Here is a 26,650-nt window from a genome sequence, read left to right as displayed (position 1 = left end):
GATGGATCGATGTGCGGCCAAGCCTACATCGACCGCCCACGCCCCAGATAGACGCGGTCGTCGAAGCTCACGCACCACTGCGGCCGGTAGACGACCACCAGCACCATGATCCCGCCGCTGAGAAAGGCTTCGCCGAACATCAGCAGCGGGGTGGCGGCCAGGTAGGCGGCGGCCGGACCGCCAATCGCGACCATGACCGCGGCCTTGGCCAGCGACGAGGCCGCCATGGCCAAGGCGGCTGCGCCGAAGGCGTTGGCCATGACATAGGTGAAGACATTGGCCGGCACCCAGCGCATCGCGGCGAATTCCACCAGCAGGGTCACCGCCACCGGCAAGGCGCCGGCGACCAGGAAATCCCCGGCCCAGCCCTGCCAGGCCGCACCCAGCAGCACGCCGGCCAGGCTGGCCAGCGCCAGCATCCAGCAGGCGATGCGCCCGCCGAACAGCAGCGTGGCGACGGTGGCGCCGAGGAAGTGCAGCACCACGCCCTCGAGCGCCGCGGTGTTGAACCAGCGGATGGCCATGATGGCCAGGGTCGCGGCCAGCAGCACGCGACGTGCCTCCATGTCGTCCCGGTAGCGCGCCAGGCCCAGGCCGCGGGTGGTGGCCGCCAGCACTGCCAGCGCCAGCACCCACGCCAGGATCACGGCCCAGGCGGGAAGCGCGGCGCCGGCGTCCATCGCGTGCTCAGTACGCGGCGTCGGCCGGCGCGCCGCCGATGCGCGTGCGGACCTCGAACAGTTCGGGGAAGAAGGTCAGTTCCAGCGCCTGCTTCAGGAATCCGACGCCGCTGGACCCGCCAGTGCCGCGCTTGAAGCCGATGATGCGCATCACCGTGCGCATGTGGCGGAAGCGCCACAGCTGGAACTCGCTTTCCAGGTCCACCAGGTCCTCGCACAGGTGGTAGGCCTCCCAGTGCGCGGCGGTATCGGCGTAAATGCGCTCGAAGACCGGTACCAGCGCCTCATCGGCCACGTGCGGGCGGGTCCAGTCGCGCTCCAGGTGCGCGGCCGGCACGGCATGGCCGTGGCGCGCAAGGTAGCGCAGGAACTCGTCGTACAGGCCCGGTGCCTCGAGCGCGCCGGCGAGCATGGCGTGGGCTTCGGGGTCATGCGCGAACACCTTGAGCATGCCGGCGTTCTTGTTGCCGAGCAGGAACTCGATGGTGCGGTACTGCGCCGACTGGAACCCCGACGACGGCCCAAGCAGGTCGCGGAACTCGGCGTATTCGGACGGCGTGAGCGTCTCCAGCACCGACCACATCGCGGTGAGCTGGCGCAGCACCACCTTGCAGCGCGCGAAGATCTTCTGGCAGGGCTCCAGCCGGTCCGCGCGCAGGTGCGCGACCGCCGCGCGCAGCTCGTGGATCATCAGCTTCAGCCACAGCTCCGACACCTGGTGCTGGACGATGAACAGCATTTCGTCGTGGTGCGGCGGGTCCGACAGCGGCTGCTGCGCCGACAGCAGGCGCTCCAGGTGCAGGTAGCCGCCGTAGGTCATGCGCCCGGCCAACTCGGTGTGGATGCCGGCTTCAAGCGCGCGTTCGTTCTTTTCGATGCTCATGCGCGAAGGGTAGCGCAGGCGGACCGTACGGTCCGGCACGGAAACCGTGTCACTCGACTGCAGCGGAGCTGGTGCACAATCCGCCGATCGCGGCGGGGGCCGCGGCCATCACCACTCCAGGGGAACAACCAACATGCAACCGCTGCCGCGCCGCCTGGCGCTCGCCATCGCTCTGTCCGCCGCCATCGGCGCGGCCCATGCCGACACCACGCCGCAGACCCTGCCGTTTGCCCAGGACTGGACTGATATCGCGCAGATCACGGCGAACGACAACTGGTCGGGCGTGCCCGGCATCGTCGGGTACATGGGCACGGGGTTGACCGCGGCCAACAGCGTCGACCCGCAGACGGTCCTGGCCGCGGATGCGCCGGGCGTCATCGACGTCATCGCCAACCAGACCAGCACCAGCATCAGCAACGGCGGCGTGGCCGAGTTCCACATCGCGGACCCGGCGGTCGCGCTGCAGGGCAGCGGATCGGCCAACGCGCCGTACATCCGCATCCACCTCACCACCGTGGGCGCCACCGGCATCAAGGTGGCCTACAACCTGCGCGACCTCGACGGCACCACGGACAACGCGGCCCAGCCGGTCGCCCTCCAGTACCGGGTCGGTGGCAGCGGCGATTTCACCAACGTGCCCGAAGCCTTCGTGGCCGACGCCACCGCCGGCCCCAGCCTCGCGGGCCTGGTGACCCCGGTGTCGGTGACCCTGCCCGCGGCGGTCGACAACCAGGCGCTGGTCGAGCTGCGGATCATCACCACCAACGCCACCGGCAACGACGAGTGGGTCGGCATCGACGACATCAGCGTGACGGCCACCGGCAGCGGCGGCGGTGACCCGGAGATCAGCGTCTCCAACGGTTCGGTGGCCGAAGGCGATGCGGGCACTTCGCCGATGTTCTTCCAGGTCACGCTGTCGGCACCGGCCGGCGCCGGCGGCGTGGTGTTCGACTACGCCACCGCCGATGGCAGCGCCGTCGCCGGCAGCGACTACGTGGCGTCGTCCGGCACCGCCACGATCGCCGAGGGCGCGAGCTCGGTGGCGCTGTCGGTGGGCGTGAACGGCGACACCACGGTGGAGCCCGACGAGACCTTCTCGCTGGTGCTGTCCAACCTCGACGGCGCCGTGGCCGGCGCGCTCGAGGGCACCGGCACCATCCTGAACGACGATTTCGTGATCGTGCCGATCGCGGAGATCCAGGGCCCGGGCGCGCTGTCGCCGCTCGCAGGCCAGGTGGTGGTGACCGAAGGCATCGTCACCGCGCGCAAGAACAACGGCTTCTTCCTGCAGACCGCCGACGGCCAGGACGACGGCGACGACGCCACCTCGGAAGGCATCTTCGTGTTCACCGCCGGCGCGCCGTCCGCGGCGGCCACCGTCGGCAACCGCGTGCGCGTGCAGGCCACGGTGGAGGAATACATCCCCGCCGCCGATCCCTGGCAGCTGCCGATGACCGAACTCACCTTCGCCACCGTCACCCAGCTCGGCACCGGCCATGCCCTGCCGGCGCCGGTGGTGCTGGCGACCGACAGCGTGCTGCCCGACGGCGGCCTCGACCAGCTGGAGCCCTACGAGGGCATGCGCGTCAGCATCCCCAGCGCCACGGTGGTCGCGCCCACGCGCGGCAACACCAGCGAAGCCAACGCCACGGCGACCGGCAACGGCCAGTTCGCGGTGGTGGTCACGGGCGTCCCGCGCCCGCTGCGCGAGTCCGGCATCCAGGTCCCCGACCCGGACCCCAGTGGCACCACCGCGACCGCGATCCCGCGCTGGGACTTCAACCCCGAGATCATCGCCGTCGACAGCGACACGATCGGCGCGCCGCAGGCCGACCTGGCCGCCGGCTGCCGGATCGTCGACGGCACGCTGACCGGCCCGCTGGACTACACGTTCCGCCGCTACACGATCTACCCGGAAGGCGCGCTCGCCACGGCCTGCGACGGCTTCGACCTGCCGCGCGGATCGGTGGTGCCCAGCGAGGACCACGCCACCTTCGCCACCTACAACCTGCAGCGCTTCTTCGACACGGTGAACGACCCGGCCATCAGCGAGCCGGTGCTCACCGCCGGCGCGTTCGCGGGCCGGCTCAACAAGGCGTCGCTCGGCATCCGTGCCTACATGCATGCGCCGGACGTGATCGGCGTCAGCGAGGTGGAGAACCTCGGCGCGCTGCAGGCGCTGGCCGACAAGGTCAACGCCGACACGGTTGCGCTGGGCCAGCCGGACCCGGGCTACGTCGCCTATCTCGAGGAAGGCAACGACGTCGGCGGCATCGACGTCGGCTTCCTGGTGAAGGCCGGCGAGATCGGCGCGGCGCTGCCGCGCGTCGACGTGCTCGCGGTCGAGCAGGTGGGTGCCGACACCACCTGGACCTACGCCGGCACCGGCGCCACCAGCCTGCTCAACGACCGCCCGCCGCTGGTGCTCGACGCGGTGGTGAACTTCGCCGATGGCCGCGCGCTGCCGGTCACCGTGGTCACGGTGCACCAGCGTTCGCTCAACGACGTGGACAGCGAGGACGCGGCGGGTACGGGCACCCTCGGCGACCGCGTGCGCCAGAAGCGCCAGCTGCAGGCGGAGTTCCTCGCCGGCATGCTGCAGGACATGCAGGCCGCGGATCCGGCGCGCGCCATCGTGGTGCTCGGCGACTTCAATGCGTTCGAGTTCAACGACGGGTACGCCGACATCATGGGCACCGTCATCGGCATGCCCTCGGCGGATGCCACCACCGCGGTCAACGGCGACGGCGCCGACCTGGTCGAGCCGGACCTGTTCAACGCGACGCACATGCTGCCGGCGTCCGAGCGCTACTCGTTCGTGTTCGACAACAACGCGCAGTCGCTCGACCACGTGCTGGTGAACCATGCCGCGCTCGGCTCGGCGATCAACTCGTGGACCATCAGCCACGCGCGCCTCAACGCCGACTTCCCGGAGACCGCGCGCAACGACGTCGACAGTGCCGCGCGCCTGTCCGACCACGATCCGTCGGTGCTGATGCTGCGCCTGAACGCGTTGACCTTCGCCGACATGCAGGCGGCGGTCACCACGCCGCAGCCCGCGATCGCCGTGGGCGGCACGCTGCGCTACGTGGTGTCGGCGTCGAACGCGGGGCCGGATGCCGCGCAGTCGCCGGGCGTGGGCTTTGCCGTCAATGCGGCATTATCCGACCTGGCCATCGTCGCGCCAGGCGGGTGGACCTGCGATCCCGCCACGGTGATCGGCAACCAGACCAGCGGTGCCTGCAGCGCCGACAGCCTTGCGGCATCGCAGTCGGCGTCATTCGAGGTGACGGCCACCGCCACACCGGCGACCGGCGGCAGCGCGGTCACCCTGACCGCCGCCGCCACCTCCCAGACCGAGGACCCCGATGCCGCCAACGACAGCGCCAGCGGCGCGGTTTCGGTGGAAGCGCAGGCCGATCTCGGTATCCAGGTGTCGGGCCCGGCGACCTACGTCCGTGGCGCGGGCAACCCGGGGTACGCGGTGGCCGTGGCGAACCAGGGGCCATCACCCGCCGCCGGGGCGGCCGTGGGCATCAGCGTGTCGCTGGCCAAGGCACGCGTTGCCCTGCTGCCGGCGCCGGGCTGGACCTGCGAGGCCCGGCCGACGTCGCTGTTCGCGGTGACCTGCAGCCCGTCGGGCGGTTCGATGCCGGTCAGCGCGACGGCACAGTTCACGCTCACCGTGGACACCAGCGGCAAGCTCATGGCGCCGGTGTTCGACGTGCGGGCCGACGTGTCGTCGGCAGCGACCGATCCGGTTGCCGGCAACAACGCCGCGGCGGTCCGGGTCCAGGGCGCGCGCGCGCCCTGATCCGCACCATCGACCTGCTGTGACCAGGGAGCGCGGCCTCGGCCGCGCTCCTTTTTTTTGGGCGGCTGTAGCGCCCGGTGGTGGACGTGATGCCTTCGCGGCTCATGGGCATTGGCACCCGGCGCCGGGACGTCTACCAACTTGCCGCAGCGCGCAACGGCCGCAAACGGGCCACCGGGTATCATGGCCGGCCCCGTTGTTGACCGAGCACGTGACCGCATGAGCGTCGCCGCGACCTTCGAAATCGAATACCTCCAGTACCTGGGGCCAGACGGCACCCTGGTGGCCGAACTTCCGCCCGACGCCCCCTCGGCGGCCGACCTGGTCCCGCTGTTCAAGCAGATGCTGCTGGTGCGCACCTTCGACACCAAGGCGATCGCCCTGCAGCGCACCGGCAAGCTCGGCACCTATGCCGCCTGCCTCGGCCACGAGGCCACGCACGTCGGCATCGGCGCGGCGATGCGCCCCGAGGACGTGTTCGCCCCCAGCTATCGCGAGTACGGCGCGCAGTTCATGCGCGGCGTGCAGCCGCGCGACGTGCTGATGTACTGGGGCGGCGACGAGCGCGGCAACGATTTCGCCGGCCCGAAGCACGATTTCCCGTGGTGCGTCCCAATCGCCACCCAGTGCCTGCATGCCGCCGGCGCCGCCCTGGCGTTCAAGCTGCGCGGCGAAGACCGCGTGGCCGTGACCTGCTGCGGTGACGGCGGCTCGTCCAAGACCGACACCTACGCCGCCATCAACTCGGCCGGCGCCTACGCGCTGCCGTTCATCCAGTGCATCATCAACAACGGCTGGGCGATCTCGGTGCCGCGTTCCGCGCAGACCGGCGCCGAGACCCTGGCCCAGAAGGGCCTGGCCGGCGGCCTGTACTGCCTGCAGGTGGACGGCAACGACCTGTTCGCCGTGCTCGAGGGCATGCGTCGCGCCATGGAGCGCGCGCGCGCAGGCAAGGGCGGCAGCGTCATCGAGTTCATGACCTACCGCCTGCACGACCACACCACCGCCGACGACGCGCGCCGCTACCGCGGCGAGCAGGAGGTCAAGGACGGCTGGACCCGCGAGCCCATGACCCGCCTGCGCACCTGGCTCACCGCCCAGGGCGCGTGGGACGAGGCGCAGGAAAAGGCCTGGCTGGAGGAGTGCGGCCGCACCATCGACATCGAGATCAACGCCTACCTGGAGAGCAAGGTGCAGCCCGTGGAAGCGATGTTCGACTACCTCTACGCGGATCCGCCGCAGGACCTGCTGGACCAGCGTGCCGATGCGATCGCCCTGGAGAAGCGCGCATGAGCGCCGTGGCCAAGGACGCGGCACCGGCCGCCATCACCCTGATCGAGGCGATCACCCAGGCGCTCGCCTACGAGATGCGCAACGACGAGACCGTCGTGGTGCTGGGCGAGGACGTCGGCGTCAACGGCGGTGTGTTCCGCGCCACCGCGGGGCTCCACGCCGAGTTCGGCGACCTGCGCGTGATCGACACCCCGCTGGATGAAACCACCATCGCCGGCCTCACCGTGGGCATGGCCGCGCAGGGCATGAGGCCGGTGGCCGAAGCGCAGTTCGACGGTTTCGTGTACCCGATGGTCGACCACATCATCTGCCACGCCGCGCGCTTCCGGTACCGCACCCGCGGCCGCCTGACCTGCCCGATGGTGCTTCGCGTGCCGTGGGGCGGCGGCATCCGCGCGCCCGAGCACCACAGCGAGGCCAACGAATCCATCTTCACCAACGTGCCCGGACTGCGCGTGGTGCTGCCGTCGTCGCCGGCGCGTGCCTACGGCCTGCTGCTGGCCGCGATCCGCGAAGAGGATCCGGTGATCTTCATGGAGCCCAAGCGCATCTACCGCCAGTACAAGGAAGTGGTGCCGGATGACGGCGAAGCGCTGCCGCTGGACGTGTGCTTCGTGCTGCGCGACGGCACCGACGTGACCCTGGTGACCTGGGGCGCGCAGGTGAAGGAAACGCTCGAGGCCGCCGAGGCGCTGGCCAAGGACGGCATCAGTGCCGAGGTGATCGACGTCGCCACGCTCAAGCCGCTCGACTTCGCGACCATCGCCGAGTCGGTGGCCAAGACCGGCCGCTGCGTGATCGTGCACGAAGCCCCCAAGACCGCGGGCTTCGGCGCCGAGATCGCCGCGCGCCTGGCCGAGGAGTCGATGTACGACCTGCTCGCCCCGGTGCAGCGCGTCACCGGCTACGACACGCACATTCCGCTGTTCCGGCTGGAAATGAAGTACCTGCCGAGCGTCGAGAAGATCGTCACCGCGGCCAAGCGCGCGCTCGCCGCCGGCTGAGCCGCCACGCGCCGCCGCGCCACCAACAATTGCACGCCGCGCCACGCGCGGCACATGGAAAGACGAGGATCACATGGCTGACAAGAAGACCTTCCACCTCCCCGACCTGGGCGAGGGCCTGCCCGACGCCACCATCGTCGAGTGGTTCGTGAAGGAGGGCGACACGGTCCGCCTCGACGACAACCTGGTGTCGATGGAAACCGCCAAGGCCGTGGTCGAGGTGCCGTCGCCGGTGTCGGGCAAGGTGCTCCGGCTCGCCGGCGCCGCGGGCGACATCGTCATCACCGGCGCGATGCTGGCCGAGTTCGAGATCGACCCCAGCCTGCCGCAGCGCGCCGAGGGCCAGGACACCGGCCACCACCACGGCGGCGGGCACGGCGTGGGCAGCGAGGATCCGGCACCCGACCACAAGGTCGTCGCGTCCGATGACGGCGGCGCGATCATCGCCGGCGAAGACGCGCCCAAGGTCACGTCCGACGGCGAGCGCAGCGACAGCGGCACCGTGGTCGGTGCCATGCAGTCGTCCGACGCGGTGCGCAGCGAAGAGGCGCTCGCCGTGGGTGGCGTGCGCGCCATGCCGGCGGTGCGCGCGCAGGCGCGCAAGCTCAAGGTCGACATCGGCCGCGTGCGCGGCAGCGGCGCCGACGGCACGGTGACCATGGCCGACGTGAAGCGTGCCGCGGCCGACGGCTCCGCCGTGATGGGGGCCGCGCCCGCCGCTGCGCCCCGCGACGCAGCCGCAACGGCTCCCGCCCGTGGCGCCGCACCGATGCCCGCCTCGCGCGACGCCTCCAGCCGCACGGCGCTGTCCGCCAGCGGCAAGCCGATGCGCACCCAGCCGCCGGGCGTCACCGCCACCGGGCAGCCCGAGCAGCTCAAGGGCGTGCGCCGCAACATGGCCCGGGTGATGGCCGCCGCGCACGCGCAGGTCGTGCCGACCACGCTGGTGGACGATGCCGACCTGCACGGTTGGGTGGGCAAGCAGGACATCACCGCGCGCCTCATCCGCGCGATCTGTGTGGCGGCGAAGGCGGTGCCCGCGCTCAACGCCTGGTTCGACGGCGAGAGCCTGACCCGCACCATGCACCCGCAGGTCGACATCGGCATCGCCGTGGACACCGACGACGGCCTGTTCGTCCCGGCCCTGCGCAATGCCGACGTGCTCGATGCCGGTGGCGTGCGCTCGGCCATCCAGCGCCTGCGCCAGCAGGTCGAGGATCGCAGCATCCCGGCCAGCGAGCTCTCGGGCTACACCATCAGCCTGTCCAACTTCGGCATGTTCGCCGGCCGCTACGCGACCCCGGTGGTGGTGCCGCCGTGCGTGGCCATCGTCGGCGCGGGCAAGCTGAGCCAGGACGTGGTCGCGGTGATCGGCGGCATCGAAGTGCACCGCCGGATGCCGATCTCGCTGACCTTCGACCACCGCGCCGCGACCGGTGGCGAGGCCGCGCGCTTCCTGAAGGCGTTGCTGGACGACCTCGCGCTGGCGCACTGACGTACCGGCGGCGGCACTTGCCGCCGCCCACGCTCCGGGCCGAGCATCGAACGCTTCCGCCCGGAGCGCCGCCATGGCCCACCACAGCCGCCTCTCCACCTTGGTCCTTGATTGCCGGGTCGACGACCTGGCGCCGCACGTCGCGTTCTGGAGCGCGGCGCTGGGCAAGGCCGTCGCCAGCGCCGACGAGGACGGCGACGGCAGGTATGCAAGGCTTGCCACGGCAGCCGACGAGCCGGTCCTGCTGCTGCAGAAGGTCGACCACGACAGCCGCATCCATCTCGACATCGAGGCCGACGACGTCGAGGCCGAAGTCGCGCGCCTGGAAAAGCTCGGCGCGCGCCGCATCGAAAAGCGCCACGCGTGGTGGGTGATGGAGGCGCCGAGCGGGCACCGCTTCTGCGTGGTCCGCCCGCAGCGCACGCCGCCTGGGCCACACCTCAACCGTTGGGACTGAACACTCGGCGCCGCGAGCCTCAGCCCGCCTCCAGCGCCTTCCTGCGCTCGCGCGCCAGCCACACCGCAAGGCCCTGCGCGTTGAGCTCGATGTCCATCTCCAGCAGCGCGGGCACCTGCCACTCGGCCTCCGCGATGCCGTGGCGCCGCGCGCGCTCCACGTACAGTGCGGTGAGCTCGCGCTTCAGCACCGCATGGCGGTCCGGCGCATCGCCCAGCGTGCGCGCGATCGCGACCATGGCGTCGACCTGCTCGACGAGTCCGGCACCGACGCGCGCGACATCGGTGATCCGCCCGTAATGGGTGAGGAAGCAGGCGTCCGGGGATTCGGCCAGCATGCGCAGCACCGAGGCCTTCATCTGCCCGGGATCGAACTGCACCGGTGACGTGGTCGGGATCGCGAACGGACGGCCATCGACGTCGAGCTCGCGGTAGGAGATGCCGAAGATGTCGCCGCAGAACCAGCTGCGCGTGCGCGCGTCCCACACCGCCAGGTGATGCAGCGCGTGGCCGGGCGTGTGCGCCAGCAGCAGCGGCCGGCGGGCGAGGTCGACCACCTGGCCATCGGCGGCTTCAAGCACGCGCTCCGCCGGCGCCGGCACCAGCCCGCCATAGGCGAGGTCGAAGAGGCTGTCGCCATAGACCTGACGCGCGCTGGCGATCAGCTTGGCCGGATCGACCATGTGCGGCGCACCGCGCGGATGCACCACCAGCCGCGCATTCGGCAACTCGCGCAGCAACGCGCCGGCACCGCCGGCGTGGTCGAGGTGCACGTGGGTGACGATGAGATGGTCGACCGCGTCGCGTGCGACGCCGGCAGCATCGAGCGCCGCCAGCATGCGCGGCACGCTGTGCAGGGTGCCGCAGTCGATGAGCGCCGCACGCCCCGCCTCCACCAGCAGGTAGGCTGCGCAGAACTCCGGCCGCTCGCCGAAGCCGGTGTCGATGATGGTGATGCCGTCGCGTCCGCCCACGCCCTGTCCCCGTCGCAAAGACCTGCAGTCTAGGTGTCGCGCGCGGGCCGGCGCTTGCCGAACAGCCGCATGCGCACGAAGAACGCGACCGTCATCACCGCCAGGAACACGCCGTAGCCCACGGCGGTGGCGAGGATCTGGTGCCACATGCGGCCATGGCTGCTGTCGGCGGTGGCGTGCGCCCAGTACAGGCTGGCAACGAAGGCCGCGACCGCGAGCAACAGCGACGCGATGTCGAACAGCCGCCGCCCGGCGCCACGCGGCTGCCGCGGATACACCCAGAACAGCACCGCGAGGATCAGGAACCAGGGCAGGAACAGGATCAGCGCGAGGTTCATCTCGACCAGTTGCGTCATGCCGCGTCTCCGGCGAAATGCGCGAGCGCGGCGCGCAGCGCGTCGCCATCCACGCCCGTGCCGAGGGTGCCGACCTCGTCGTCGCCGAGGCGCACGCGGCCGTCGTGGGCCACCTGCAGCGCGCCATCACCCGACTTGAGGCGTGCGACCAGCTGGCCGGCATCGCGCGGCGAGGCGAAGCCGCCACCCTGAAGCAGCAGCCGGTCGCCATCGACCAGCTTGAAATGGAAGCGGCCATCGGCTTCGCGGTACTGCTTGAACACCGGCGCGGGCGCTTCGGCCTCGGCCTCGCTTCCGGCCGAGGTGTCCAGCGCGGACAGGTCGCGCAGGCCGACCGCATGCCGCAGGCGCGCGACGAAGGGCGCCGCGTGCTGCTCGCGCAGGCGCGCGGCACCCGCGCGCAGCGTGCGCTCGATCGCCGCGGGGTCGGCCATCAGCGCCTCGTAACGCGTGCGCAGCGGCGCGATCTCGGCGTCGATGCGCTCGAACAGGCGCTCCTTGGCCTCGCCCCAGGCGATGCCGTCGGCGAAGGCCTGGCGCATCGCGGCGGTCTCATCGTCGCGGGCGAACGCCTGGTAGAGCTGGAACAGCGCCGAGCCGGCGGTGTCCTTGGCTTCACCGGGCGCGCGCGAATCGGTGACGATGGAGAAGATCAGCTTGCGCAGCGTGGCGCGCGGGGCGAACAGCGGAATGGTGTTGTCGTAGCTCTTCGACATCTTGCGGCCGTCGAGGCCGGGCAGCGTGGCCACCTGCTCTTCCACCACGGCCTCGGGCAGCACGAAATGCGGTTCGCTGCCGGACGCGGCGTACAGATGGTTGAAGCGCTGGCCGAAGTCGCGCGCCATCTCGATGTGCTGCACCTGGTCGCGCCCCACCGGCACCTTGTGCGCGTTGAAGATCAGGATGTCGGCGGCCATCAGCACCGGGTACATGAACAGCCCGGCGTTGACGCCGGCATCGTCATCGGCGCCTTCCTCGCGGTTGCGGTCCACGGCGGCCTTGTAGGCGTGCGCGCGGTTCAGCAGCCCCTTGCCCGCGACGCAGGTCAGCAGCCAGGTGAGCTCGGTGGTCTCCGGCACATCCGACTGGCGATAGAACCAGACCCTGTCGGGTTCCAGGCCACAGGCCAGCCAGCTGGCGGCGATCTCCAGCGTCGAACGCTGCACACGCAGCGGATCCTGCGTGCTGATCAGGGCGTGGTAGTCGGCGAGGAAGAAGAAGCTCTCCACCCCGGGCGCGCCACTGGCGGCGATCGCCGGGCGGATGGCGCCGACGTAGTTGCCGAGATGCGGTTCGCCGGTGGGCTTGATGCCAGTCAGGACGCGGAGGGTCATTCGAACGCCATGCAGGGGGTGATGCCGGCCATTTTAGCCCGCCATCCCGGCGCTGCCCCTCGACACGCGAACGGGCCGGCGATTGCCGGCCCGTCCAGTGGAAGCTGTGTCAGGGCCGCGGCCCGGACCTGCGCAGGCCTCAGCCCAGCGTCTTCTCGAAATCCTTCACTTCGCGCTCGGCGCGCTCGCGCTCCCAGCCGTACTGCTCCTGCAGCTTGCCGGCGAGATACTTGCTGTCACCCTTGGCCTCGTCGAACACGTCGTCGGTAAGGTCGCCCCACTTCGACTGCGCCTGGCCCTTCAGCTGGGTCCACTTGCCGGCAATGATGTCCTTGTTCATGTGTCTCTTACCTCGTTGCTTTGGGGGAATGGAGCCGATCGCACTGCGATGACCCACGCAACGATCATGCCGAAACATGCGTTTGCATGAGGTCAAGGCTTCGTTCGCGGCGCCTTTACCGATGCAGTACCCGGGCACCGACATCAGCTCCACGCTTTTCCTCCAGGCATAGAAAAGGCCGGCGCAATGGCCGGCCTTCCAGCAGTACCAGGAGCCCGCACGAGGCGGGCACCAGCGAAACTCAGCGCGGGTCGGTGGCGCCGGTGTCGTCGGCGGCACCTTCGACCTTCTCGCCAACCTTCTGCACGTCCTTGCCGGCACCCTTGACGGTGTTGCAGGCGGACAGGGTACCAACCGAGAACATGGCGAGCAGCATCAGGGCGAACAAACGCTTCATTTGAAATCTCCTTCGGGTCGTCGGCCGCGGGAGTGGTTCCGCCGGCGCAGGTTGCATGAAACGCCACCGGTGCGTGAAAGGAGCGTGCATTCAGGCCTCGCTGCGTGGCGAGGACAGCACGGCATTCAGGTTCAGCGCGTCACCTCACTCGCGCATCAAGGTGGACTTGCCGAACAGGCTCTCCACCAGGTCCACGGCGAGCTTCGCCGTCCTGTTGCGGACGTCGAGCGCGGGATTGACCTCGACGATGTCCAGCGAACCCATGCGCCCGCTGTCGGCGATCATTTCCATCAGCAGCTGCGCCTCGCGGTAGTTCACCCCGCCCGGCACGCGCGTGCCCGTGCCCGGCGCGATCGACGGATCCAGTACGTCGACATCGAAGCTGACATGGAGATGCGTGTCGTCGCCGATGCCGTCGAGGGCTTCCTCGACCACGCGCTTCATGCCGACCTCGTCGATGTAGCGCATGTCGTAGATGTCGAGGCCGTGGTCGCGCACCAGCCGCTTCTCGCCGGTATCGACCGAGCGGATGCCGATCTGGCGCACCTCGCCCGGGCTGATCGCCGGCGCGTCGCCGCCGAGCCGGGTCAGGACATCCGGACCCATGCCGCACAGGCAGGCCACCGGCATGCCGTGCACGTTGCCCGACGGCGTGATGGCGCTGGTATTGAAGTCGGCGTGGGCGTCGAGCCAGAGCACGCGCAGGCGCTTGCCCTGTGCGCGGCAATGGCGCGCGACCGCGGTGATCGAGCCGATTGCCAGGCAATGGTCGCCTCCCAGCATCACCGGTATCCGTCCGGCGGCCAGCTCCGCGGCGCTGGCCTGCATCACGGCGCGGTTCCAGGCGACCACTTCGTCGAGGTGGCGGTAGCCGGCATCCGGCGGCAGCCAGGGGTTGCGCGGCCCGGCCAGGTCGCCACGGTCGACCACGTCGACTCCGCGCGCGTGCAGCGCGTCGACCAGCCCGGCAACGCGCAGTGTCTCCGGGCCCATGGACGCCCCGCGCGTGCCGGCGCCGATATCGGTCGGCACTCCGAAGATGGACACGCGCTGCGGTGCGATGGACATGGACGACTCCAGGACGACGGTTGCGGCCATGATCAGGCAGCAGCCGGGCCGGGTCCACAATCCCGCGACGCGGCGTGTGCCAGTGTCTCGCGGCGTCGCGCCGATGGACCCGGGCCGCGCGCATCCCTCAGGAAATCAAGGAACACGACATGAATGTCTTTGCACCATCGCTCATTGGCGGCCTGCTGCTCGCGGCCGTGCTCCCGTCCGCCAACGCCGCCATCGAGGACCTGCAGATCCAGAGCAATGCCACCGGGCTGTGCCAGGGCGCGCTGCCGGTGATGGACAACAACCTGCGCAAGCGTCCGCTGGCGGTCGTCAACCAGGGCACGTCGGATGCCTACGTGAGTTGCGCGTTCACCACCATCATGGCGCAGTCGGGCGCCGGCACCATTCCCTCCGACGAGGTGGTGCGGTGGTTCGGCGTGTTCTTCGGCAGCAGCGTGGCTGCTCCACAGACCGTGAGCTGCGCCGGCGTGATCGGCTACGAGGGGTCGCCCGACCTGCAATACGTGTCGCTCGAGGTCGATGTGTCATCCGGCACGCCGGGGAGCAATTACCTGTACTTCTATCCCGACGACGCGGACCCGGAGCAGACCGACTTCCACCAGCTGACGTCGCTGAGCTGCCGCCTGCCGCCCGGCGTGAGCATTGGCGATACCTACGTCGGCATCCGGATGGACGACGCCTGAGTATGGTGCCGGCACCCGGGTTCGAACTGGGGACCTACCGCTTACAAGGCGGTTGCTCTACCAACTGAGCTATGCCGGCATGGTGCCGCGCCGCGGGGCGCGCGCGGCATTCTAGCCTGCCCCGCCATCGGCGACGAAGGTGGCGCAGTCCAGGTCGTTCAGCCGCGCGGCGCCACTGGCGTCGCGCGCGGCTGCCGCATCGAAGCCGGCACCCGCGGCGACATCAAGCCAGTGCCGCGTGCGGGCGTCGCCCAGGGGCTGGGCCTGCCCCGGGAATCCGGCGGCGCGCAGTGAAGCCTCCCGGCGCCGTGCAGCCGGTTCGCTGCCATACCGGCCAAGTGCGATGCCGTTGGCGTCGTCACCTCCCGGTACCACCAGCAGATCGTCGAAGCCGGCGGCACGGATGCGCGCCGCGAGCGCGTCGGCGGCGGCACGATCGGCCTGCGGCGCGATGACCACGCGCCAGCCGCGCGGTGCATCGACCACATCCCGTGCGCGCATGCGCTGCGCGCCCAGCGGCCGCAGCGCGGCACGCGCCGCCGCCACCGATCCCGCGTCCGCGAACGGACCCAACGACATGCAGCGCTGCACCAAGGCCGCGGGTGCCGGCGTGGCGACGGGCACCGCTGCCGGCGCTACGGGCGCACCGCCATCCGCGGCGCCGGCGTCGCCATCGGATGTACCCGCGGCCGCCGCGGCCACGGCGATCACGCCGGACTCGCGCGCCGCCGCGGCGCTACCGCCGGCGGCCGCATCATCGACGCCTGGATCGGTGGCGCCCGTGCCCTGCCCGGCATCCACCACCTCGTCCAGCAATTGCAGGCGCGGCACGTCGGCGGGCTGCACCCACGGCGTTGGCGGCAGCGGCTCGGGACGCAGCAGCCACCACGTGGCGACGCCGAAATTGAGCATGAGCAGGAGGACGACGAGGGCGCGCGCGGGCATGGCGCGATTCTAGCCCGCGACCGGCGGGCGCCGCGCCAGTCGCGCCAGGCCTTCGATCACCAGCGACGGCGCATGCGTCGCGCCGGCGAGGTGCGGCAGCAGCGCCGCGGCGCCACCACCGTGCAGCCAGGTGCGCGCTGGCTCGCCAGCGAGCGCCGCCGCCTCGCGCAGGCTGCGTTCGACCAGGCCGAGCGCCGCGCCGAGGCAGCCGGAGGCGAGCGCGGCACCGGTATGGGCGCCGAACTCGGCGTAGTCGCCGCCGGCCCGCGGCAGGTGTGGCGCGCGCGCATGCAGGACCTCGCGCATCAGGTCCGGCGAGGGCGCGATGCGGCCGCCACGATGGCCACCGTCGCCATCGACCAGGTCCACCGTGAGCGCGGTGCCCACGCCGACCACCAGCGACCAGCCCGGCGCGCGTGCATGCGCGGCGACCATCGCCAGCGCGCGGTCGATGCCGAGCCGCGCGGGTTCGGCGTAGGCGATGCGCACCCCGCCCATCTCGCGCTGCACCGTGGCCTGCACCACGCGCAGCGCGCGCGGTGCCAGCGCCTGCAGCAGGCGCGCGCGGAGCGCCGGCGGGCCGACGCTGGCCACCCAGGCGACATCGATGCGCGGCGGCAGCGCCGCCAGCCAGCCATCGGCGAACGCCTCGCCGTCGTGGCCCACGGCGATCGTTTCGCCAAGCCCCGCCGCCGATCCCAGCGGCGCGTGCTTCAGCCGGGTGTTGCCAAGGTCGAACAGCCAGTCGCTCATGCCGCGGCCACGCGCGCGCGCAGGCTGGCTTCGCCGGCGTGGAAGTGGCGCTCGCGGCCCTCCACGTCCACGCGCAATGCGCCGTCGTCGGCCAGGCCCAGGGCGCGCCCGCTGTGCACGCCGTCGCCGGCATGGATGTCGACCTCGCGGCCGACCAGCGCGTCGCAGGCCGCATGGCGTGGCACGAATGGCGCCAGGCCGTCGCGATCGAACAGGTCCAGGGCCGGCACCAGGTGCGCGAGCAGCATGGCGGCGACCGCATCGCGCGTGGGCGGCGCCCCGTGCGGCAACGCCGAGAGATCGCACCAGGGCTGGTCGATCGCTGCCGCGACGCTCGCGGGGATGCGCTGGTTCAGCCCCAGGCCGACCACCGCGCGCACCGGCCCCGCGTGCTCGCCACCGCCTTCCACCAGCAGGCCGCCGAGCTTGCGCAGCGCCAGCGGGGCGGCGTCCACCACCACCAGGTCGTTGGGCCACTTGAGGCGCACCGTGCGGTAGCCCAGCGCATGCAGCGCCTCGACCGCCGCCACGCCGGCCACCAGGCTCAGCCCGCCGAGGCGCGCCAGGCCCCCGTCGAAGCGGCGCGCCAGCGACAGGTACAGGTTGGCCGCCAGCGGCGATGCCCAGCTGCGGCCCCGCCGGCCACGGCCCCCGGTCTGGCGCTCGGCCAGCAGCACCTCGACACCCGTGGCGGGGATGTCGCGGCGCAACAACTCGGCATTGGTCGAGTCGAGCGACCAGGCCACGTCGAGGGCGGCCACGCCGGTGCGCACCGCGTCGGGCAGCTGCGCCAGGATCGCCGTGGCATCCAGCAACTGCAACGGCGCATCCAGCGCGTAGCCGCGGCCCGGCCGTGCGCTGATCGCCACGCCCGCGGCGCGCAGTGCCTCGACGCGCTTCCAGACCGCGGCACGGGTCTGGCCACTCTCGGCGGCGAGCACGTCGCCGGCCACCGGCCCGTGCTGCAGGCGCAGCAGCAGCGCGCGCTCCGGATTGGCGGTTTCACGGGTGGGGGGCAGGGTGCGGGACAGGGGCATGCGTCGATTATGGTGGCCGTGCCGCGCGCCGCAACGCCCGGCCTGCAACCGCCTTCGCGCCTGCCGCATCCCATGTATCATCCGGGTCTCGACCCGCCACCGTGCAGGCCTGCCGCCATGTCCGTCCGAACCGTACTCCTGGTGATGACCCTCGCCCTGCCCCTGCTGGCGGTGCCTGCGCAGGCACGCGACATCCGCATGGCGTCCGCGGGTGGCGGCGGCGGCACCGACTGCCCCGGACAGGTGGACGAGGACGAGGCCGACGTGGATCCGACCCGTGCCGGCAAGCGCGCCAGCCGCGACAAGCCGGTGATGACCCGCGGCGCCGAGCCGCAGGTGACGCGTCCGCGCTGGCACAGCTTCCTGCCGGGGATGTTCCGCTAAGGCATGGCGTGATCAGGCGCCTGTTCCGGCGCGCGCCGCCGGATATCGATGCATCCCTGTGGCGCGCGCTGCGCCGTGACATCCCGCTGCTGGCCGCACTCGACGACGCACGCGCCGACCGCCTGCGCGGCCTCGCCGCGCGCTTCCTGCACGAGAAGACCATCACCCCGCTGGCCGGCCTCGCGCTCGACGACGCGCAGCGCGCCACCCTCGCCGCACTGTGCTGCCTGCCGCTGCTGGAGTTCGGCGTCGAAGGCCTGCATGGCTGGTCGCAGGTGCTGGTGTACCCGGATGCGTTCCGCGTCGACCGCCGGCACGTGGACGCCGCCGGGGTGATGCACGAATGGCAGGACGAACTGGCCGGCGAGTCGTGGGAATACGGCCCGCTGGTGCTGTCATGGGCGGACGTCGCCTCCGACCTCGCCACCCCGCGCGACGGCTACTGCGTGGCCGTGCACGAGATGGTGCACAAGCTTGACGCGCTCGACGGCGCGCTCGACGGCACACCGCCGCTGCCGCGCGACTGGCAACGCGAGTGGGCGCGGGATTTCCAGCAGGCCTACGACGCGTTCGCGGCGCGCGTAGACCGCGGCGAGGACACCGCCATCGATCCCTATGCCGCCGAGGCGCCGGAAGAGTTCTTCGCGGTCTGCAGCGAATACCACTTCAGCGACCCCGCCCTGCTGGAGCACGAGTTGCCGGTGGTGGCCACGCACCTCAGGCGCCTGTACGGCGCCTCTCCGTTCGCCGCCCGCGGCTGACGCCGCTCAAAGCCCGGGCGGCAGCCTGACCAGGAAGCGCGTCCCGCCAAGTTCCGGCGAGGGGCCGACCTCGAGTTCACCGCGGTAGCTGCGCACGATGTCCTGCACGATCGACAGGCCGATGCCGTGGCCGTGCACGCGCTCGTCGCCGCGCACCCCGCGCTGCAGCACGTGGGCGATGCGCTCGGGCGGAATGCCCGGCCCGTCGTCGTCCACGGCGAGCACCAGGCCAGGGCGGCGGTTGGCAGCGGTGGCCCCGGGGCTCGCGGTGAGCAGGACGCGCGAACCCGCCCACTTGAAGGCGTTCTCCAGCAGGTTGCCGAGCAGTTCCTGCAGGTCGCCGACCTCGCCGTGGAAACGCGCCGCCGGGTCGATCTCGAACTCGCAGACCGTGCCCTTGGCGGCGTAGATCTTTTCCAGGCCGCGCACGATCTGTTCGGCATGCGATTCGATCTCGACCGGCGCGGCGAACAGCTTGTGCCCGCCGGCCGCTCCGCGCCCGAGCTGGTAGCTGACGAGGTCGTTCATGCGCCGCACCTGGGTCTCGACCTCGTCGCGCAGCTCGCCGTGGCTGGCATCGTTTTCCAGCCGCGACCGCAGCACCGCCAGCGGCGTCTTCAGGCTGTGCGCGAGGTCGGCCATGGTGTTGCGCTGCTGCTCGAGGTTCTCGCGCTCGCTCTCCACCAGCGCGTTGATGCTGTCGGTCAGCGGCTGCAGTTCGCGCGGGTGCAGTTCGCTCATGCGGTGTGCCTGCCCGCGCTGCACGCGCTTGAGCTCGGCGACCACCTTGCGCAGCGGCCACAGGCTCCAGCGCAGCACAAGGCCCTGCAGCAGCAGCAGGATCAGGCCGGCGATGCCGAGGTAGCGCCAGAGCGCGGCGCGGAACACGCGCACCTGGCGCGGCAGCGTGCCGGCGTCCTCCATGATGTAGATCGCATACGGGAACTCGGCATCCGGGCCACGACTGGCGTCGACCAGGCCGATGCCGAAGCGGAACACCTCGCCGGGTTGGCCGTCGCTGCGCGTGATCGGCAGGGGGCCCTCGAAGCGTTCCTCCAGCGGATCGAGCATGCCGGCGTCCGGCAGCTGCGGTCCGCGCGCCGAACCGGAACTCCAGCTGTCGTTGGGCAGCACGATCTCGGCGTACAGGCCGCTGCCAGGCCGGTCGAAGCGGCCATCCGGCGGCACATAGGGTGCGATCAGGGAGCCGTCGCGGGCGAACTCGGTGCCGCCGGCGTAGGCGTAGGCATAGCTCTTCAGCCGATCGCGCAGCCCCTGGCCCGCGACGTCGACGAATGCGCGGTCAAGCGCGAAGCCGGCCAGAGCCAGGAACGCCAGCAGGCCCATGCTCGCGGCCAGAAGCTGGCGCGACTGCAGCGAGCGCGGCCGCCAGTGCAGTCTCCGTTGCTCTGCCTGCGGCATGCCGCGTTCCCCTCCCCGTCACGCGGGCGCCGTCGGCGCCCGCAGCGCTCAGGCTTCGCTGCTGCGCGGGATCGCGAAGCGGTAGCCGCGGCCGCGGACGGTTTCGATCGGCTTGAGCGTGCCGTCCGGATCGAGCTTCTTGCGCAGCCTGCCGATGAACACCTCGAGCACGTTGGAGTCGCGGTCGAAGTCCTGCTGGTAGATGTGCTCGGTCAGGTCGGCCTTCGAGACCAGCTCGCCGGCGTGCATCATCAGGTACTCGAGCACCTTGTACTCGTAGCTGGTCAGGTCGACGTTGACGCCATGGACGGTCACCGTCTGCGCGGCGAGGTCCAGCACCACCGCGCCGCATTCCAGCGTCGGCTTGCTCCAGCCCGCGGCGCGGCGCACCAGCGCGTTGATGCGCGCCAGCAGCTCCTCGACGTGGAAGGGCTTGACCAGGTAATCGTCGGCGCCCTGCTTGAGCCCGTCGACCTTGTCCTGCCAGCTGGAACGCGCGGTGAGGATCAGCACCGGGAACTGCTTGCCTTCGTCGCGCAGCGCCTTGACCAGCTCCATGCCCGACATCCGCGGCAGGCCGAGGTCGATGATGCCGACGTCGAACGGGACTTCGCGCCCCATGTACAGGCCTTCCTCGCCGTCCTGCGCGGCATCCACGGCGTAGCCTTCGCGCTTCAGGCGCGCGGCGAGGGTTTCCCGCAGGGGGGCTTCATCTTCGACCAGAAGAATGCGCATGTGCGTCTCCATGAAATAGCGTGCGGCGGCGGCCCGGGGTATCGGGCGCGGCGATGCCCACCATGCTACCTAGGTTGCGCATTCAGTCGTCGTCACCGCGTGTACGGCGCAGCGGACCGCTCGACTGCGGATCATCCATGTAGACACGGACGCGACCGCGATCGTCGATGACCTTGACGCGATTGATGTTGCGACCGTCGAATGGAACGCTCTCCGCGCTCAGCACCTGGCCGCGGCGCGAAGCTTCGCGCACCGACTCGGCGAGCGCGTCGCGCTGGCGCTGGCGCGCGGCCTGCGGACCGCGCGCGCCGGCATCGCGACGGGCCTGCGGGGCACCCTCGGCAGCGCCGCGCGACGCTCCCTGGCCCTTGCCGCCGCGACGCCCGTCATCGGCATGCGCCACGCCGCCGGCCGCCACCGCGGCCAGGGCGGCGATCAGGCACAGGGTGAAGGCGCGGGCACTGCGGACGGGCATGGGAGCAAATCCAAGTAATTACAGAAGGTTACACGGAAGAACGGTCGCGCATGGAGCAGGCAGGCATTCTCGGAAGCGGGCCGTGAATTGGTCCTTAACTTTTCCGCTGGCCCTCGCTGGTGTTCAGCTGCGTGGGCTCAGAAGATCTCGGCGACACAGCAGCGCAACGAGCCGCCCGCCGCTTCGATCGCATCCAGCGGCGCGCTGCGCAACGCGAACCCGGCCGCGGCCAGGCCCGCCCGGCTTGCCGGCGACAGGGCCTGCGCACCGCGGTCGCTCATCCAGGCGACATCCCCGGACAGGCTGATGGCATTGCCGGCAAACGCGGCCTGCTCGACGGCCGACAGCAGGATCGCGTGCGGGGCGTACAGCCGGGCGATGGCCTCCACCACGCCCGGATCGGCAAACCCGTCCGGGCAGATCAACGCCGCGCGGGCGGCCAGCACCGCGAGCACCACGTTGGCGTGGTACTCGCCCGGAGCGAGGTCGAACATCAGCGTCGCGCGCAGTCCGAGGGCGTCATGCATGAGCCCCGCACCGGCCTCGTCGCAGCGTTCGGACAGGCCGCACAGGCCCAGGCCGCGGGCGCGATCGATGACCAGCGCGCCGGTCAGTTCGCAGGGATGCGGCTGTTGCGACAGGTCGCGCTCGGCGTAGCCGAGGACGTCGCGGAAGAAGCCGCGGATATCCGCCCGCCCGGCCTCTTGCCGGCGCACTGGATGGCGCATGCGGCCGACCACCAGCGTGCCGCGCGCGGTGGCGAACACATTGTTGGGGAACAGCGCGTCGGGCGCGTCCGGATCACCGGGGAAGCAGACCGCGGGCAGCACCGACGACAGCGCGCGCTGCAGGTCGCGGTGCTGCGCGGATGCGCGTGTGGCATCGAAGCCCGCCGCCTCGGCCATGTAGCGGTCGTCGGACGCCGACTCCACGGCGTGGCCGAAGCCGTCCGGCGCGACCAGGAAGGCGGCACGCGCGGTGGCCGGACCGAAGTCCGCTGGGCAATTGGCGGCGAACGCGAGGAACGCAGTGGTGTCGCGGGTCAGCATCGTGGGTTTCTCATGCGGCGGCGCGCGCGTCGCCCCGGGTGGGAGCCAGCGCCGCCTCGATCAGATCCCAGCCGGCCCCCGGCTTGTGCGCGCCCTCGCTCAGCACCTGGCGGAAGGCGCGGCCGCCGCGCTCGCCATGGAACAGGCCGAGCAGGTGGCGGCTGATGTGCTTGAGCTGCGCGCCGCGCGCGAGCTGGACCTCGACATAGGGCCGCATCGAGCGCAGCACGTCGGCACGTGTCGACAGCTCGCCGCCAAACCAGGCCACGTCGAGCCGGTGCAGCAGCCATGGGTCGTGGTACGCGGCGCGCCCCAGCATCGCGCCATCGGCGTGCGCGAGGTGCGCGGTCGCCTCGTCGGCGTCGGCGATGCCGCCGTTGACGATCACCGTGAGCCCCGGACGCTCGCGCTTCAGCGCGTAGGCCCAGTCGTAGCGCAGCGGCGGGACCTCGCGGTTCTCCTTCGGCGACAGACCCTTGAGCCAGGCATTGCGCGCATGCACCACGAACGTGCGGCAGCCGGCCGCGGCGATGGCGTCGACGAAGGCGAGGAACCGCGCGTACTCGTGGTCGTCGTCCACGCCCAGCCGGCACTTCACCGTCACCGGCACGTCGCAGGCGGCAATCATCGCCGCCACGCAATCGGCGACCAGTGCCGGCTCGCGCATCAGGCAGGCGCCGAAGCGCCCGGCCTGGACGCGGTCGGACGGACAGCCGACGTTGAGGTTGACCTCGTCGAAGCCGTGGTCGGCGCCGATGCGCGATGCCTGCGCCAGCAGCGCCGGCTCGCTGCCGCCGAGCTGCAGCGCCACCGGGTGTTCGACCGGATCCATCGCCAGCAGCCTGACGCGGTCGCCATGGATCACTGCGTTGGCGTGCACCATCTCGGTGTACAGGCGGGCGTGCGGCGCGAGCAGGCGATGGAAGACGCGGCAGTGGCTGTCGGTCCAATCCATCATCGGCGCGACCGAAAGGCGCGCAGACGCCGCGTAGCGCCCGTGTTCTGTGTTCGTCATGGAGCTGCTGTCTGTCGAATCGATGCGGTTGGCGGCCGGCCGACAGGGTACACCGCGGCAATCCGGACCCGGCCGGCGATCCGACGTAGACTCCCGACTTCCCGAAAAAATGGCTGCCGGATGGCCGAACGCACGCACCACCTCACCCTGCGCTTCCTTGCCGAACCGACCGACGTCAACTACGGCGGCAAGGTGCACGGCGGCACCGTGATGAAGTGGATCGACCAGGCCGGCTTTGCCGCAGCCGTCGGATGGAGTGGCCACTACTGCGTCACCATCGCGGTCGGCGGCATCCGGTTCGTGGCGCCGATCCGGATCTCGGACCTCGTCACGGTTTCGGCCCGCCTGGTCCGTACCGGGCGCACGTCGATGCAGTTCGGCGTGGACGTGCGTGCGCGCGACCCGATGGGCGGCGACGATCGCCTGTGCACGCACTGCGTCATCGTCTTCGTCGCAGTCGATCGCGACACCGGCACGCCGCTCGAAGTGCCGGGCTGGACGCCGACCAGCGATGCCGACCTGCGCCTCTGCGAATACGCCGAAAAGGTGATGGCGCTGAGCAAGGGCATCGAGGACACCGTCGCGCGTTTCGCTCCGGACGCGGCGGTCCCCGGCTAGCGCGTATCCACCGGCAGCGGCCGTGCCCAGCGCACGTAGCTCTCGCCGATGCCCACGCGCAGGCGGCGCGCCTGCGGCGAGCCCTTGGTCACCCCCATGCGCGCCGCGATCGGCGCCCAGCCCTGCGAGCTGTCCGCAGCCCAGGCGTCGAGGAGCGCGCGACAGGGCCGGCCGGCGACGCGTGCCAGCGCGCAGGCGTAGTACACGTCGCCGGCGCTCCAGCGGCGCTCGCCCACCAGCAGGTCGGTGACCAGCGGCCGCGGCGCATCGAAATAACGCACCAGTTCGTCGATGAAGGCGTCGCGGTGGCGCGCGGCGTAGGCGTTGATGTCCGTGAGCAGGTGGTCGATGGCGGGATCGCCGGTGCCGGGCCTGGCCTCGGACGCGGACGCCGGCGTGGCAGCGGTGCCCGCTGCGCGTTCGACGTCGGTGCCGGCGACCGGCGCAGGCGCAGGCACCGGCTTCGGTGCGGTCGCCTGCGGCGTCGCGCCGGCGAGCGCCGACAGGCCGAGCAGGGACGCAAACAGCAGGCTGCGGGGGATCATGGGTGGCTCCGTAACGTGGTCATGGCCGCGCGGCCGCGGGTTGCAGGATGTCGCCTTCGCGCCCGGGGAACGCCATGCCCGCGGCATCACGTGCCTGCAGGGTGCCGTCGCGCTGCAGCGCGTAGCGGCGGAGGCCACCGGTGGCCGGCTCCAGGCTGAGCAGGGCGTCGTCGAGCCGCCAGGCGCCGGTTTCCTCGAAGCGCATGCTGCCGTCCAGCGCGATATAGACCTCGACCAGCGCGTACTGGCGCGCCTCGCCCTGGCGCTCGAGCACCAGCTGCGTGTCGATGCCCTCGCAATCCGCGCACGGCAGCGTGCCACGCCATTCGATGCGGCCGTCCACGCCACCCAGCGCGGGCAACTGCGCATCGGGCCCGCGCGCCGGCTCGCAGCCGGCACTGGCCAAGGCGAGCAGGATCAGCAGGACTGCGGGGAGGCGTGCCATCCGCTGATTGTGCCGCAGGCGGCGCGGCGCGTGGACCGCGGTCGCACGCCGCGTGGCGGTGCGCGCCGGTGCGTTCAGCCTGCGGCGATCGCGCGCAGCGCGTCGGGAAGTTCGTTGGCGTGGCTGAGGCTGCGCAGCCGGCGCGCGGCATCGGCGGGAATGTCGGCCTGGCGCTCGTGTTCCCAGGTGAGGTGGTAGGGCACGTGCACGCCCCAGCCGCCCAACTCGAGCACCGGCGCGATGTCGGAACGCAGCGAATTGCCGACCATCACGAACGCTTCGGGCGCGATCGCGAACTCCTCCAGCAGGCGCCGGTAGGTGGGCACGTCCTTCTCGCTGACGATCTCGATGCGCCGGAACAGATGCGACAGGCCGGAGTCGCGCACCTTGGCCTCCTGGTGGAACAGGTCGCCCTTGGTGACCAGCACCACCGGATACTCCGCGGCCACCTGCTCCACGGCGGCGCGCACGCCCGGCAGCAGGTCGACGGGGTGGCGCAGCATCTCCTTGGCCATCTGCACGATGCGCTGCAGGTCGGTTGCGGAAATGCGCGACGCGGTGATCTCGATCGCCGCCTCGACCATCGACAGCGCCATGCCCTTCACGCCATAGCCGAACACGGCGAGGTTGGCTTTCTCGATGGCGTACAGGCGTTCGGTGGTGCACGTGTCGGCGCCGACGTAGGCGCCGACGATCGATTCGAAGGTGGATTGCGCGGCGGCGAAATAGTCCTCGCTGCGCCACAGGGTGTCGTCGGCATCGAAGCCGACCATGCGGATGGTGGTCATCGCGACATTATCGCCGGGTGGCTTCCGGCCTGGGTGCATTGGCGACGCCTGCAGGACACGCGAAGCGCCTGCAGGACCCCTGTAGTGGCCGGGAGGCCGTCGCGGCTCATGTCCCCCGGCATCCGCCTGGCGGCGGATACCTCCTCCTTGACTTCCCCGCGACGGCCTCCCGGCCACTTCGGGGCTGGGCGTTGTGCCGCGGGTACCAGAGCCATGCGCGCAACGCACAATGACGCGGACCGCTCGCCTTCCGTCAGATACGGGACGAACGCAAGAAAGGGGGCGGCATTGCGCCGCCCCCCCTTGATGAAACGTCGTGCGGGGCTGCCTCAGCCCTCGTCGTCGGCCTTCGGTGCCTCGGGCCCGGCCTTGGCCACGTAGGCCTTGTACTCGTCGGCGGTCAGCTCGCCGTCGGCATCCACGTCGGCCTGCGCGAACACCTGCGCCAGGTTGGCGATCGCCGCGGACTCGGTCAGCGAGATCGAGCCGTTGCCATCGGTGTCGACATCGGCCCAGCTCATCTGGCGCGGCTCGCCGGTCGGCGACGCGACCTGCGTGTCCGCCGTGGCGGCGGACGCGGCGGCGGCCTGCGCTTCGCGGACTTCGGGGCTCGGCTCGCTCTGCGCGAATGCGACCGGCAGGACGAGCGCGGCGCCAAGGGCAACGAGGGCGGCAAGCGGCTTGGGGGAAATCTGCATCAGGGCATCTCCTTCGTGGATGCGGGGGCATCCACCGGTTCGGTGGTGGTTGCGGGTGAATCGTCGATCCGTTCCGCAACGCCACCCTGCCGGCGCGCGGATTAACGCTCCACCGTGCACAAGCGGTCGTCTGCACACTGCTTTAACCAAAACCGTCGCGATCCACGCTAGGCCGCGGAGTGCAACACGCTGTG

29 protein-coding genes and 1 tRNA gene are annotated in these 26,650 nt (G+C 71.1%); 9 read left to right on the top strand and 21 right to left on the bottom strand.

Annotated elements, in window-relative coordinates; translation table 11 throughout:
• Positions 1-23: 23 nt before the first annotated feature.
• A complete protein-coding gene (locus H5368_RS11285; protein ID WP_182824639.1) occupies positions 24-680 on the bottom strand; it encodes a hypothetical protein in 657 nt (218 codons plus the stop codon).
• Positions 681-687: 7 nt separating this feature from the next.
• Positions 688-1,563, bottom strand: coding sequence for a tryptophan 2,3-dioxygenase family protein (locus H5368_RS11280; protein WP_182824637.1), 876 nt, complete (start codon positions 1,561-1,563; stop codon positions 688-690).
• Positions 1,564-1,696: 133 nt separating this feature from the next.
• Here H5368_RS11280 and H5368_RS11275 point away from each other — a divergent pair, with 133 nt between their 5' ends.
• The 5 genes from H5368_RS11275 (at position 1,697) to H5368_RS11255 (ending at position 9,626) form a co-directional block, all read left to right on the top strand.
• Entirely contained in the window at positions 1,697-5,377 is a 3,681-nt protein-coding gene (locus H5368_RS11275) for a Calx-beta domain-containing protein (protein WP_182824635.1), read from the top strand.
• A 219-nt stretch (positions 5,378-5,596) separates the two neighbouring features.
• On the top strand, positions 5,597-6,670 hold the full coding sequence (gene pdhA, locus H5368_RS11270) for a pyruvate dehydrogenase (acetyl-transferring) E1 component subunit alpha (protein ID WP_182824633.1): 1,074 nt from the start codon (positions 5,597-5,599) through the stop codon (positions 6,668-6,670).
• Complete coding sequence (locus H5368_RS11265) at positions 6,667-7,674, top strand: alpha-ketoacid dehydrogenase subunit beta (protein WP_182824631.1); 1,008 nt, start codon at positions 6,667-6,669, stop codon at positions 7,672-7,674. The genes pdhA and H5368_RS11265 overlap by 4 nt, the downstream gene beginning before the upstream one ends.
• Positions 7,675-7,747: 73 nt before the next feature.
• On the top strand, positions 7,748-9,169 hold the full coding sequence (locus H5368_RS11260) for a dihydrolipoamide acetyltransferase family protein (protein ID WP_182824629.1): 1,422 nt from the start codon (positions 7,748-7,750) through the stop codon (positions 9,167-9,169).
• 73 nt (positions 9,170-9,242) lie between these two features.
• A complete protein-coding gene (locus tag H5368_RS11255) occupies positions 9,243-9,626 on the top strand; it encodes a VOC family protein (RefSeq protein WP_182824627.1) in 384 nt (127 codons plus the stop codon).
• A gap of 19 nt (positions 9,627-9,645) precedes the next feature.
• Here the strand turns inward: H5368_RS11255 and H5368_RS11250 are convergent, their stop codons facing one another.
• The 6 genes from H5368_RS11250 to rocF form a co-directional block, all read right to left on the bottom strand.
• Positions 9,646-10,599, bottom strand: a complete 954-nt coding sequence (locus H5368_RS11250; RefSeq protein WP_182824625.1) for an MBL fold metallo-hydrolase — start codon at positions 10,597-10,599, stop codon at positions 9,646-9,648.
• A gap of 29 nt (positions 10,600-10,628) precedes the next feature.
• The gene (locus H5368_RS11245; RefSeq protein WP_182824623.1) at positions 10,629-10,955 is read right to left on the bottom strand and encodes a hypothetical protein; all 327 of its coding nucleotides are present in this window, start codon (positions 10,953-10,955) and stop codon (positions 10,629-10,631) included.
• The gene (locus H5368_RS11240; protein ID WP_182824622.1) at positions 10,952-12,289 is read right to left on the bottom strand and encodes a tryptophan--tRNA ligase; all 1,338 of its coding nucleotides are present in this window, start codon (positions 12,287-12,289) and stop codon (positions 10,952-10,954) included. The genes H5368_RS11245 and H5368_RS11240 overlap by 4 nt, the downstream gene beginning before the upstream one ends.
• A gap of 139 nt (positions 12,290-12,428) precedes the next feature.
• Positions 12,429-12,629, bottom strand: coding sequence for a CsbD family protein (locus H5368_RS11235; protein WP_182824620.1), 201 nt, complete (start codon positions 12,627-12,629; stop codon positions 12,429-12,431).
• A 241-nt stretch (positions 12,630-12,870) separates the two neighbouring features.
• On the bottom strand, positions 12,871-13,026 hold the full coding sequence (locus tag H5368_RS11230) for an entericidin A/B family lipoprotein (protein ID WP_182824618.1): 156 nt from the start codon (positions 13,024-13,026) through the stop codon (positions 12,871-12,873).
• 144 nt (positions 13,027-13,170) lie between these two features.
• Positions 13,171-14,094, bottom strand: a complete 924-nt coding sequence (rocF, locus tag H5368_RS11225; RefSeq protein WP_182824616.1) for an arginase — start codon at positions 14,092-14,094, stop codon at positions 13,171-13,173.
• Positions 14,095-14,243: 149 nt separating this feature from the next.
• On the opposite strand from rocF, the gene H5368_RS11220 reads away from it, so the two are divergent.
• Positions 14,244-14,786 (top strand): hypothetical protein, encoded by a 543-nt coding sequence (locus H5368_RS11220; RefSeq protein WP_182824614.1) that lies wholly within the window; start codon positions 14,244-14,246, stop codon positions 14,784-14,786.
• A 3-nt stretch (positions 14,787-14,789) separates the two neighbouring features.
• Here H5368_RS11220 and H5368_RS11215 read toward each other — a convergent pair.
• The 4 genes from H5368_RS11215 to birA form a co-directional block, all read right to left on the bottom strand.
• Positions 14,790-14,865: transfer RNA gene (locus H5368_RS11215), tRNA-Thr, on the bottom strand.
• A gap of 32 nt (positions 14,866-14,897) precedes the next feature.
• Positions 14,898-15,731 (bottom strand): SPOR domain-containing protein, encoded by an 834-nt coding sequence (locus H5368_RS11210; RefSeq protein ID WP_182824612.1) that lies wholly within the window; start codon positions 15,729-15,731, stop codon positions 14,898-14,900.
• Between the two features lie 9 nt (positions 15,732-15,740).
• Positions 15,741-16,484, bottom strand: coding sequence for a type III pantothenate kinase (locus tag H5368_RS11205; protein WP_182824610.1), 744 nt, complete (start codon positions 16,482-16,484; stop codon positions 15,741-15,743).
• Positions 16,481-17,521 (bottom strand): bifunctional biotin--[acetyl-CoA-carboxylase] ligase/biotin operon repressor BirA, encoded by a 1,041-nt coding sequence (gene birA / locus H5368_RS11200; RefSeq protein ID WP_182824608.1) that lies wholly within the window; start codon positions 17,519-17,521, stop codon positions 16,481-16,483. Before birA ends, H5368_RS11205 begins: the two co-directional genes overlap by 4 nt.
• A gap of 117 nt (positions 17,522-17,638) precedes the next feature.
• Here birA and H5368_RS11195 point away from each other — a divergent pair, with 117 nt between their 5' ends.
• Entirely contained in the window at positions 17,639-17,905 is a 267-nt protein-coding gene (locus tag H5368_RS11195) for a hypothetical protein (RefSeq protein WP_182825337.1), read from the top strand.
• Positions 17,872-18,666, top strand: a complete 795-nt coding sequence (locus H5368_RS11190; RefSeq protein WP_182825274.1) for a M90 family metallopeptidase — start codon at positions 17,872-17,874, stop codon at positions 18,664-18,666. The genes H5368_RS11195 and H5368_RS11190 overlap by 34 nt, the downstream gene beginning before the upstream one ends.
• Positions 18,667-18,672: 6 nt before the next feature.
• Here the strand turns inward: H5368_RS11190 and H5368_RS11185 are convergent, their stop codons facing one another.
• The 5 genes from H5368_RS11185 to dusA all read right to left on the bottom strand — a co-directional run bounded on the left by H5368_RS11185 (position 18,673) and on the right by dusA (position 23,362).
• A complete protein-coding gene (locus tag H5368_RS11185) occupies positions 18,673-20,088 on the bottom strand; it encodes a sensor histidine kinase (protein ID WP_182824606.1) in 1,416 nt (471 codons plus the stop codon).
• 48 nt (positions 20,089-20,136) lie between these two features.
• Positions 20,137-20,823 carry a response regulator transcription factor gene (locus H5368_RS11180; protein WP_182824604.1) on the bottom strand — a complete coding sequence of 229 codons (687 nt, stop codon included), beginning with the start codon at positions 20,821-20,823 and terminating at the stop codon, positions 20,137-20,139.
• An 82-nt stretch (positions 20,824-20,905) separates the two neighbouring features.
• Complete coding sequence (locus H5368_RS11175; protein ID WP_182824602.1) at positions 20,906-21,298, bottom strand: hypothetical protein; 393 nt, start codon at positions 21,296-21,298, stop codon at positions 20,906-20,908.
• A gap of 137 nt (positions 21,299-21,435) precedes the next feature.
• Positions 21,436-22,347, bottom strand: coding sequence for an arginine deiminase-related protein (locus H5368_RS11170; RefSeq protein ID WP_182824600.1), 912 nt, complete (start codon positions 22,345-22,347; stop codon positions 21,436-21,438).
• A gap of 10 nt (positions 22,348-22,357) precedes the next feature.
• The gene (gene dusA, locus H5368_RS11165; RefSeq protein ID WP_182824598.1) at positions 22,358-23,362 is read right to left on the bottom strand and encodes a tRNA dihydrouridine(20/20a) synthase DusA; all 1,005 of its coding nucleotides are present in this window, start codon (positions 23,360-23,362) and stop codon (positions 22,358-22,360) included.
• A 120-nt stretch (positions 23,363-23,482) separates the two neighbouring features.
• Between dusA and H5368_RS11160 the strand changes: the two genes are divergently transcribed.
• Positions 23,483-23,980: an acyl-CoA thioesterase gene (locus H5368_RS11160; RefSeq protein ID WP_182824596.1), complete on the top strand. Its 498-nt coding sequence runs from the start codon at positions 23,483-23,485 to the stop codon at positions 23,978-23,980.
• Here the strand turns inward: H5368_RS11160 and H5368_RS11155 are convergent.
• From H5368_RS11155 to H5368_RS11140, 4 genes are all read right to left on the bottom strand, one after another.
• Positions 23,977-24,525 (bottom strand): hypothetical protein, encoded by a 549-nt coding sequence (locus H5368_RS11155; RefSeq protein WP_182824594.1) that lies wholly within the window; start codon positions 24,523-24,525, stop codon positions 23,977-23,979. The two genes, H5368_RS11160 and H5368_RS11155, sit on opposite strands and share 4 nt — an antisense overlap.
• Positions 24,526-24,544: 19 nt before the next feature.
• The gene (locus H5368_RS11150; protein ID WP_182824592.1) at positions 24,545-24,970 is read right to left on the bottom strand and encodes a copper resistance protein NlpE N-terminal domain-containing protein; all 426 of its coding nucleotides are present in this window, start codon (positions 24,968-24,970) and stop codon (positions 24,545-24,547) included.
• Positions 24,971-25,044: 74 nt separating this feature from the next.
• Positions 25,045-25,758: an HAD family hydrolase gene (locus tag H5368_RS11145; RefSeq protein ID WP_182824590.1), complete on the bottom strand. Its 714-nt coding sequence runs from the start codon at positions 25,756-25,758 to the stop codon at positions 25,045-25,047.
• 329 nt (positions 25,759-26,087) lie between these two features.
• Entirely contained in the window at positions 26,088-26,456 is a 369-nt protein-coding gene (locus H5368_RS11140) for an EF-hand domain-containing protein (protein ID WP_182824588.1), read from the bottom strand.
• Positions 26,457-26,650 lie beyond the last annotated feature (194 nt).

Origin of the sequence: Luteimonas sp. MC1782, assembly GCF_014164605.1 — a bacterium.
Classification (GTDB): Bacteria; Pseudomonadota; Gammaproteobacteria; order Xanthomonadales; family Xanthomonadaceae; genus Luteimonas.
This window is presented reverse-complemented; position numbering and strand designations above follow the sequence as displayed.